The sequence below is a fragment of the Pseudomonas sp. GM50 genome, from assembly GCF_000282375.1.
GTDB lineage: Bacteria > Pseudomonadota > Gammaproteobacteria > Pseudomonadales > Pseudomonadaceae > Aquipseudomonas.
Map to the genome: position 1 here is coordinate 23,330 of NZ_AKJK01000002.1, position 9,702 is coordinate 33,031.

The 9,702-nt window shown below is 60.6% G+C and carries 7 protein-coding genes; 6 read left to right on the top strand and 1 reads right to left on the bottom strand.

Annotated elements, in window-relative coordinates:
* The first annotated feature begins 125 nt into the window (after positions 1-125).
* From rnc to pdxJ, 4 genes are all read left to right on the top strand, one after another.
* Entirely contained in the window at positions 126-815 is a 690-nt protein-coding gene (gene rnc / locus PMI30_RS29005) for a ribonuclease III (protein WP_007905528.1), read from the top strand.
* Positions 808-1,710, top strand: a complete 903-nt coding sequence (era, locus tag PMI30_RS29000) for a GTPase Era (RefSeq protein WP_008004958.1) — start codon at positions 808-810, stop codon at positions 1,708-1,710. The genes rnc and era overlap by 8 nt, the downstream gene beginning before the upstream one ends.
* Positions 1,711-1,943: 233 nt before the next feature.
* Complete coding sequence (gene recO, locus PMI30_RS28995; protein WP_008004960.1) at positions 1,944-2,633, top strand: DNA repair protein RecO; 690 nt, start codon at positions 1,944-1,946, stop codon at positions 2,631-2,633.
* A 50-nt stretch (positions 2,634-2,683) separates the two neighbouring features.
* Complete coding sequence (gene pdxJ / locus PMI30_RS28990) at positions 2,684-3,430, top strand: pyridoxine 5'-phosphate synthase (protein WP_008004962.1); 747 nt, start codon at positions 2,684-2,686, stop codon at positions 3,428-3,430.
* Between the two features lie 128 nt (positions 3,431-3,558).
* Here the strand turns inward: pdxJ and mltF are convergent, their stop codons facing one another.
* Positions 3,559-5,019: a membrane-bound lytic murein transglycosylase MltF gene (gene mltF, locus PMI30_RS28985; protein ID WP_032834650.1), complete on the bottom strand. Its 1,461-nt coding sequence runs from the start codon at positions 5,017-5,019 to the stop codon at positions 3,559-3,561.
* Positions 5,020-5,293: 274 nt separating this feature from the next.
* On the opposite strand from mltF, the gene purL reads away from it, so the two are divergent.
* Entirely contained in the window at positions 5,294-9,190 is a 3,897-nt protein-coding gene (gene purL, locus PMI30_RS28980; protein WP_008004966.1) for a phosphoribosylformylglycinamidine synthase, read from the top strand.
* Positions 9,191-9,209: 19 nt separating this feature from the next.
* The gene (locus tag PMI30_RS28975) at positions 9,210-9,521 is read left to right on the top strand and encodes a Nif3-like dinuclear metal center hexameric protein (protein ID WP_008004968.1); all 312 of its coding nucleotides are present in this window, start codon (positions 9,210-9,212) and stop codon (positions 9,519-9,521) included.
* Positions 9,522-9,702 lie beyond the last annotated feature (181 nt).

A 9,702-nucleotide genomic window follows, 5' to 3' on the forward strand; every position in this document is an offset into this window, starting at 1 on the left:
GGCAGAAGCATGAAAACAACGATATTCAGGACGTTATTTTTGAACACAGCGTTAATTGTCCCAAGCCTGCGCCGTACCACGGCGATGGCGGTGGAATCCAGCCACGAACTCAGCGTGGGTAAACCGTGAGCGTCTCCTTAAGCCGTCTAGAGCGTCAGCTCGGCTACACCTTCAAAGACCAGGAACTGATGGTCCTGGCCTTGACTCACCGCAGCTTTGCCGGGCGCAACAACGAACGCCTGGAGTTCCTCGGTGATGCCATCCTCAACTTCGTCGCTGGCGAGGCGCTGTTCGATCGCTTCCCGCTGGCCCGCGAAGGCCAGTTGTCGCGTTTGCGCGCCCGCTTGGTGAAAGGTGAAACCCTGGCCGTACTGGCCCGTGGTTTCGATCTGGGCGAATACCTGCGCCTGGGCTCCGGCGAATTGAAAAGCGGCGGTTTCCGTCGCGAGTCGATTCTGGCCGATGCCCTGGAAGCGCTGATTGGTGCGATCTATCTGGACGCCGGCATGGACATGGCGCGCGAGCGCGTGCTGGCCTGGCTGGCCGGAGAGTTCGAAGGCCTGACGCTGGTCGACACCAACAAAGATCCGAAAACCCGCCTGCAGGAATTCCTGCAGTCGCGTGGTTGTGAGCTGCCGCGTTACGAAGTGGTGGATATCCAGGGTGAGCCGCATTGCCGGACGTTCTTCGTCGAATGCGAAATCATCTTACTGAATGAAAAAAGCCGAGGTCAGGGTGTGAGTCGTCGTATTGCCGAACAGGTAGCGGCCGCCGCAGCACTGATTGCCCTGGGTGTGGAGAATGGCAATGACTGATTCAACCGCAACTCGCTGTGGCTATGTTGCCATCGTCGGCCGTCCCAACGTGGGCAAGTCCACGCTGCTGAACCACATTCTGGGTCAGAAGCTGGCGATCACCTCGCGCAAGCCGCAGACCACCCGCCACAACATGCTCGGCATCAAGACCGAAGGCACCGTTCAGGCGATCTACGTCGACACCCCTGGCATGCACAAGGGCGGCGAAAAGGCCCTGAACCGCTACATGAACAAGACCGCTTCGGCGGCGTTGAAAGACGTCGACGTGGTGATCTTCGTGGTTGACCGCACCAAGTGGACCGATGAAGACCAGATGGTCCTCGAGCGCGTTCAGTACGTGACCGGCCCGCTGATCGTGGCGCTGAACAAGACCGACCGTATCGAAGACAAATCCGAGCTGATGCCGCACCTGACCTGGCTACAGGAACAGCTGCCGAACGCGCAGATCATGCCGATCTCGGCCCAGCACGGGCACAACCTGGACACGCTGGAACGAGTGATTGCCGAGCACCTGCCGGAAAACGATCACTTCTTCCCGGAAGATCAGATCACTGACCGCAGCAGCCGCTTCCTCGCCGCTGAGCTGGTGCGCGAGAAAATCATGCGCCAGTTGGGCGCCGAGCTGCCGTACCAGATCACCGTGGAAATCGAAGAGTTCAAGCAGCAGGGCAAAACCCTGCACATCCATGCCTTGATCCTCGTCGAACGTGACGGCCAGAAGAAAATCATCATTGGCGACAAGGGTGAGCGCATCAAGCGCATCGGCACCGAGGCGCGCAAGGATATGGAGCTGCTGTTCGACTCCAAGATCATGCTCAACCTGTGGGTCAAGGTTAAGGGCGGCTGGTCCGATGACGAACGTGCGCTGCGTTCGCTGGGTTACGGCGACCTGTAACACCGGTTCCTGATACACCGAACCGGTTCCTGATACACCGAAGTACCCCCTGATACACCGAAGTACCCCTGTGGGAGCGAGAGTACCCCTGTGGGAGCGAGCCTGCTCGCGATAGCGGTCTGTCAGTCAACATCAATGTTGAATGTCAGGTCCTCATCGCGAGCAGGCTCGCTCCCACATTGGTTTTGGGTGGTTTATAAATCTGTGCTGACTCATTGAGAACGCTGACTTCCATGTCCCAAACCCCTCCCATCGGCCAACCCGCCTACGTCCTCCATAGCCGCGCCTACCGCGAAAGCAGCGCGCTGGTGGACTTCCTTACGCCGCAAGGTCGGCTGCGGGCGGTGTTGCGTAGCGCACGGGGCAAGGCCGGGACGTTGGCGCGGCCTTTCGTGCCGCTGGAAGTCGAATTCCGTGGCCGGGGCGAGCTGAAGAATGTCGGCCGCATGGAAAGCGCCGGTGTTTCCACCTGGCTCAACGGCGAGGCGCTGTTCAGCGGTCTCTACCTCAACGAATTGCTGATCCGTCTGCTGCCCGCCGAAGACCCTCATCCCGCGGTTTTCGATCACTACGCCGCGACCTTGCTCGCCTTGGCCGAAGGCCGTCCGTTGGAGCCTTTGCTGCGTTCCTTCGAATGGCGTTTGCTTGACGACCTCGGTTACGGTTTTGCACTGAATACCGATATCCACGGCGACCTCATCGCGCCGGATGGTCTCTACCGCTTGCAAGTGGATGCGGGCCTGGAACGGGTCTACCTGCTACAACCGGGCCTGTTCAACGGCACTGAATTGCTGGCCATGGCCGATGCCGACTGGTCCGCGCCTGGTGCGCTGTCCGCCGCCAAGCGCTTGATGCGCCAGGCACTGGCCGTTCATCTGGGTGGTCGTCCGCTGGTCAGTCGTGAGTTGTTTCGCAAGCCCTGATCACCCCGTATGCTGTGCACCGAACTTTCCCTTATTTCAGGAGCGCTTCCGTGACCACCAGCAATCGCATTCTTCTTGGCGTGAACATCGACCACGTTGCCACCCTGCGTCAGGCCCGGGGTACTCGCTACCCGGATCCGGTCAAGGCAGCGCTGGACGCGGAAGAGGCGGGCGCTGACGGCATCACCGTGCACTTGCGCGAAGACCGCCGGCACATTCAGGAGCGCGATGTGCTGCTGCTCAAGGACGTGCTGCAAACCCGCATGAACTTTGAAATGGGCGTCACCGAAGAAATGATGGCGTTCGCCGAACGCATCCGCCCGGCGCACATTTGCCTGGTTCCGGAAACCCGTCAGGAGCTGACCACCGAAGGCGGTCTGGACGTGGCAGGGCAGGAGGCGCGGATCAAGGCTGCGGTAGATCGCCTGGCGAAGATCGGCTGTGAAGTGTCGCTGTTCATCGACGCTGACGAGCGGCAGATCGAAGCGTCCCGCCGTGTCGGTGCACCAGCCATCGAATTGCACACCGGGCGTTATGCGGACGCCGAGACGCCAACCGAAGTCGCTGAAGAGCTCAAGCGCGTGGCCGATGGCGTGGCATTCGGTCTGGCCCAGGGGCTGATCGTCAATGCCGGTCACGGTCTGCACTATCACAACGTCGAGGCTGTTGCGGCGATCAAGGGCATCAATGAACTGAACATCGGCCATGCGCTGGTGGCCCACGCGTTGTTCGTCGGGTTCAAGTCGGCTGTTTCCGAGATGAAAGCACTGATTCTGGCTGCTGCACTGAAGGGTTGAGATCGGCGGCGCTGCCTTCGCGGGCAAGCCTCGCTCCTACAGTTTCGTGTCGATCGCAATTGTGTGTTTGACACAAACCTGTAGGAGCGAGGCTTGCCCGCGAAGGCGTCTTTGGAGATGACAACGATTTAAAGCGGTGGGGGTTCCTGGCTCGGCTTGGTCTTGTCGACCCCCGGCACATGCAGGTTGCCTTCAGCGACCTGATTGCCTTCCAGCTGCGGCTGCGTGACCCACGTCAGGATGTCGTAGTAACGACGGATGTTCGCCACGAAATGCACTGGCTCGCCGCCCCGGGCGTAGCCATAGCGAGTTTTGCTGTACCACTGTTTCTGCGACAGGCGCGGCAGGATTTTCTTCACATCCAGCCACTTGTCCGGATTCAACCCTTCCTTGGCCGCCAGCTTACGCGCGTCATCCAGGTGACCGCTGCCGACGTTGTAGGCTGCGAGCGCGAACCACGTACGATCCGGCTCCTGGATCGACTCATCCAGTTGGTCCTTCATGTAGGCCAGGTACTTTGCCCCACCCATGATGCTCTGCTTGGGATCGAGTCGATTGGACACGCCCATGGCTTGCGCCGTGTTCTGGGTCAGCATCATCAATCCGCGCACGCCGGTCTTGGACGTGACCGCCGCTTGCCACAGCGATTCCTGATAACCGATCGCCGCCAGCAGCCGCCAGTCGACTTTCTCTTTCTTGGCGTACGTCTTGAAGTGCTGTTCGTACTTGGGCAACCGCTGCTGCAGATGCTGGGCGAAGGTGTAGGCGCCCATGTAACCCAGCACGTCGACGTGCCCGTAATAGCGATCCTTGAGACGTTGCAGGGTGCCGTTTTTCTTTACTTTGTCGAGGTAGGAGTTGATCTCGTTGAGCAGGCTGTTGTCTTCGCCGGCGGCCACGGCCCAGCTCTGATTGCTGGCGTCACCGAGATCGAAGGCGACCCGCACGTTGGGGAAGTACACCTGGTTCATCGCGACTTCGTTGGAATCGACCAGGGTCAGATCGATCTGGGCTTCGTCGACCATGCGCAGCAAATCGACGACTTCAACTGCGTCGGACTCTTCGTATTCAATGCCGGGGTATTTCTTTTTCAGCTCTGCCAATTGCTCGGCGTGGGTGCTGCCCTTGAGCACCATGATCTTCTTGCCGACCAGATCGCCTGCATCGGTCGGCCGTGACTGGCCGTTGCGGTAGATGATCTGTGGGGTGACTTCGAGGTAGGAGTGGGAAAACCGCACCTGCTGTTTGCGTTGCTCGCTGCTGACCAGGCCGGCAGCAGCCAGCACCGGGCCATTGGGTTTGCCCACCTGATTGAACAGGTCGTCGAGGTTGTCGGCGGTTTCGATCTTGAGCTCGACCCCCAGATCGTCGGCGAAGCGCTTCACCAGCTCGTATTCGAAGCCGGTTTCACCGTTGCGATCCTGAAAGTAGGTGGCGGGACTGTTACGGGTAACCACCCGCAGCACGCCATCCTCCTTTACGCGCTCCAGCGTGTTGGGTTTATCAACACAGCCACCGAGCACCAGGAAGAGTCCGGTTGCGATCAGCCATTTGGCGTACCGCGGACGCAAAGCCGTTGGGGAAAACATCTGCGCAGTATACGCAAAGGACCACGAGCGCCATATCTCGACAGCGAAGGGCTTGTCTGCTAGAGAGTCTAAAACCCGCTTGGAGCCCGCAGGAATGGGCCCGAACAGCATTTTGTGACAGAAAAAATAACCCGTGGCGCGCGCCTGTTTCGGGCCCGAATACCCGGCCCGACGTTCGGGTGCAGCCGTGCGTACCGTTTCGGGTGCTGTCGCGGGCGGTTTAGGCTAGAATGCACGGCCTCAAAGCACACCCCTTCCCGAGGCTGTCCCGAAGATGTTGATCCTGCGCGGCGCTCCTGCCCTTTCTGCCTTTCGCCACAGCAAACTCCTTGAGCAACTGAGCCAGAAGGTTCCGGCTGTCAGTGGCTTGTATGCTGAATTCGCTCACTTCGCCGAAGTTACCGGCGTCCTGACCGGCGACGAACAGCAGGTGCTCGCGCGCCTTCTGAAGTACGGCCCAAGCGTTCCAGTACAAGAGCCAACCGGTCGTCTGTTTCTGGTGTTGCCACGTTTCGGCACTATCTCGCCGTGGTCCAGTAAAGCCAGCGACATCGCTCGCAACTGCGGCCTGACCAAGATCCAGCGCCTGGAGCGCGGTATCGCGTTCTACGTCGCCGGCCAGTTCAGCGACGCCGAAGCGCAGCTGATTGCAGGCGCGCTGCATGACCGCATGACCCAGATCGTATTGGATAACCTTGAACAAGCCGCCGGCCTGTTCAGCCACGCCGAACCCAAGCCCCTGACCGCGATCGACGTGTTGGGTGGCGGCCGCGCCGCGCTGGAAAAAGCCAACACCGAGCTGGGCCTGGCCCTGGCCGAAGACGAGATCGACTATCTGGTCGCAGCCTTCGTCGGCTTGAAGCGCAACCCGCACGACATCGAACTGATGATGTTTGCCCAGGCGAACTCCGAGCACTGCCGTCACAAGATCTTCAACGCCAGTTGGGACATCGACGGTCAGAGCCAGGAAAAAAGCCTGTTCGGCATGATCAAGAACACCTACCAGATGCACAGCGAAGGTGTTCTGTCGGCTTATAAGGACAACGCCTCGGTAATCGTCGGCTCCGTCGCCGGCCGTTTCTTCCCGGACCCTGAAACCCGCCAGTACGGCGCGGTGCAGGAACCGGTGCACATCCTGATGAAAGTCGAAACTCACAACCACCCGACCGCGATTGCCCCGTTCCCGGGCGCATCCACCGGTAGCGGCGGTGAGATTCGTGACGAAGGTGCAACCGGTCGCGGCGCCAAGCCAAAGGCTGGCCTGACCGGTTTCACCGTGTCCAACCTGCAAATCCCGGGTTTCGAACAGCCATGGGAAGTGCCGTACGGCAAGCCTGAGCGCATCGTTACCGCGCTGGACATCATGATCGAAGGCCCGTTGGGCGGTGCCGCGTTCAACAACGAATTCGGTCGTCCGGCCCTGACCGGTTATTTCCGTACCTTCGAACAATCGATCACCACCCCGCGTGGCGACGAAGTTCGCGGTTACCACAAGCCGATCATGCTGGCTGGCGGCATGGGTAACATCCGTGCCGAACACGTGCAGAAAGGCGAGATCACCGTTGGCTCCAAGCTGATCGTCCTCGGCGGCCCGGCAATGCTCATCGGCCTGGGCGGCGGTGCTGCCTCTTCCATGGCCACCGGCACCAGCTCGGCGGATCTGGACTTCGCATCCGTACAGCGCGAAAACCCGGAAATGGAACGTCGCTGCCAGGAAGTCATCGACCGTTGCTGGCAGTTGGGTGAACACAACCCGATCAGCTTCATCCATGACGTCGGCGCGGGCGGTCTGTCCAACGCCTTCCCGGAACTGGTCAACGACGGCAACCGTGGCGGTCGCTTTGAACTGCGCAACATTCCAAACGACGAGCCGGGCATGGCCCCGCACGAAATCTGGAGTAACGAATCCCAGGAGCGCTACGTTCTGGCAGTCGGCCCGGCGGACTTCGAACGCTTCCAGGCGATCTGCGAACGTGAGCGTTGCCCGTTTGCCGTGGTCGGCGAAGCCACTGCCGAACCGCAACTGACCGTGACCGACAGCCACTTCGGCAACAGCCCGGTGGACATGCCGCTCGAAGTGCTGCTGGGCAAAGCCCCGCGCATGCACCGTTCGGCCGTTCGCGAAAACGAACTGGGCGACGATTTCGATCCGTCGACCCTCGAGATTGCCGACTGCGTCGAGCGCGTTCTGCATCACCCGGCCGTGGCCAGCAAAAGTTTCCTGATCACCATCGGCGACCGCACCATCACCGGCCTCGTGGCTCGTGATCAGATGGTCGGCCCGTGGCAGGTTCCGGTGGCCGACGTTGCCGTCACCGCTACCAGCTTCGACGTCTACACCGGTGAAGCCATGGCCATGGGCGAGCGTACTCCGCTGGCTCTGCTGGACGCTCCGGCGTCGGGCCGCATGGCCATCGGCGAAACCCTGACCAACATCGCGGCTTCGCGCATCGCCAAAATCTCCGACATCAAGCTGTCGGCGAACTGGATGTCCGCCGCCGGTCACCCGGGTGAAGACGCGCGTCTGTACGACACCGTGAAAGCGGTCGGCATGGAATTGTGCCCGGACCTCGGCATCACCATTCCAGTGGGCAAGGACTCGATGTCCATGGCCACCCGCTGGAACGACGAAGGCGTCGACAAGACTGTGACTTCGCCGATGTCGCTGATCGTGACCGGTTTCGCCCCAGTCGCTGACATCCGTCAGACTATGACCCCGCAGCTGCGCATGGACAAGGGCACCACCGACCTGATCCTGATCGACCTCGGTCGCGGTCAGAACCGCATGGGCGCTTCGATCCTCGCTCAGGTTCACGGCAAACTCGGCAAGCAGGCCCCGGACGTCGATGACGCCGAAGACCTGAAAGCTTTCTTCGCCGTGATCCAGGGCCTCAACGCCGACGGTCACTTGCTGGCTTACCACGACCGTTCCGACGGCGGTTTGCTGACCAGCGTCGTGGAAATGGCCTTCGCCGGTCATTGCGGCCTGAGCCTGAACCTCGACGGCCTGGCAGAAACCTCCGCCGACATCGCCGCGATCCTGTTCAACGAAGAACTGGGTGCTGTGATCCAGGTTCGCCAGGACGCCACTCCGGACATCCTCGCGCAGTTCAGCGCAGCGGGCCTGGGTGACTGCGTGTCGGTGATCGGTCAGCCGATGAACAACGGTGAGATCAGCATCACTTTCAACGGCGACACCGTGTTCGAAGGTCAGCGTCGTCTGCTGCAACGTCAGTGGGCCGAGACCAGCTACCAGATCCAGCGTCTGCGTGATAACGCCGACTGCGCCGAACAAGAGTTCGACGTGCTGCTGGAAGAAGACAACCCGGGCCTGAGCGTCAAGCTCAGCTACGACGTCAACCAGGACGTCGCCGCGCCTTACATCAAGAAAGGCATCCGCCCACAGGTTGCCGTGCTGCGTGAGCAGGGCGTCAACGGTCAGGTGGAAATGGCGGCCGCGTTCGACCGCGCCGGTTTCAACGCGATCGACGTGCACATGAGCGACATTCTGGCCGGCCGTGTCGACCTGAACGAGTTCAAAGGTCTGGTGGCGTGCGGCGGTTTCTCCTACGGCGACGTACTGGGTGCCGGCGAAGGCTGGGCCAAGTCCGCGCTGTTCAACAGCCGTGCTCGCGATGCCTTCCAGGGCTTCTTCGAACGTACCGACAGCTTCACCCTCGGCGTGTGCAACGGTTGCCAGATGATGTCCAACCTGCACGAGCTGATCCCGGGCAGCGAGTTCTGGCCGCACTTCGTGCGTAACCGTTCCGAGCAGTTCGAAGCTCGCGTGGCGATGGTGCAAATCCAGGAGTCGAACTCGATCTTCCTGCAGGGCATGGCCGGTTCGCGCATGCCAATCGCTATCGCGCACGGTGAAGGCCATGCCGAATTCGCCAGCGAAGAAGCATTGCTGGAAGCCGATCTGTCGGGTTGCGTGGCGATGCGTTTTGTCGACAACCATGGCAAGGTCACTGAAAACTACCCGGCCAACCCGAACGGCTCGCCGCGCGGGATCACCGGTTTGACCAGCCGTGACGGTCGCGTGACCATCATGATGCCGCACCCGGAGCGGGTGTTCCGCGCCGTGCAGAACTCGTGGCGTTCGGAAGACTGGAACGAAGACGCACCTTGGATGCGTATGTTCCGTAATGCTCGCGTGTGGGTGAACTAACAGCGGGGAGCTGATTGCCGTGTACAAGCTCGGTTTTTTTGTTCCGGCCAGTCATGTCGAGGTGGTCAAAAGTGCTGTGTTCGCTGCCGGTGGCGGGCGGATCGGGGCTTATGATCACTGCGCGTGGCAGGTGTTTGGGTTGGGTCAGTTTCGTCCACTGGATGGCAGTCAGCCGTTTGTTGGTGAAGCGGGGCAGGTCGAGCAGGTTGAGGAATGGAAGGTTGAGCTTGTGGTCAGCGATGAGTTGATTCGGGCGGTGGTGGTGGCTCTGAAAGAGAGCCATCCCTATGAGACGCCGGCTTATGAGGTATGGCGGTTGGAGGATTTCTGATCTTCCTGGCCGCTGAAATGAGAAACCCGCTGAAAGTGATTTCAGCGGGTTTTTTGTTGACTGCGATTTTAGGGCGTGGCGGCCTTGGAGCCGACCAGGTTCTTGTTGATTGAGTACATATCCATTGCTGCGGTAACGGCCACTTATGGTTTCGCCCTGACGGCGACTCCCTTTGGCAAAC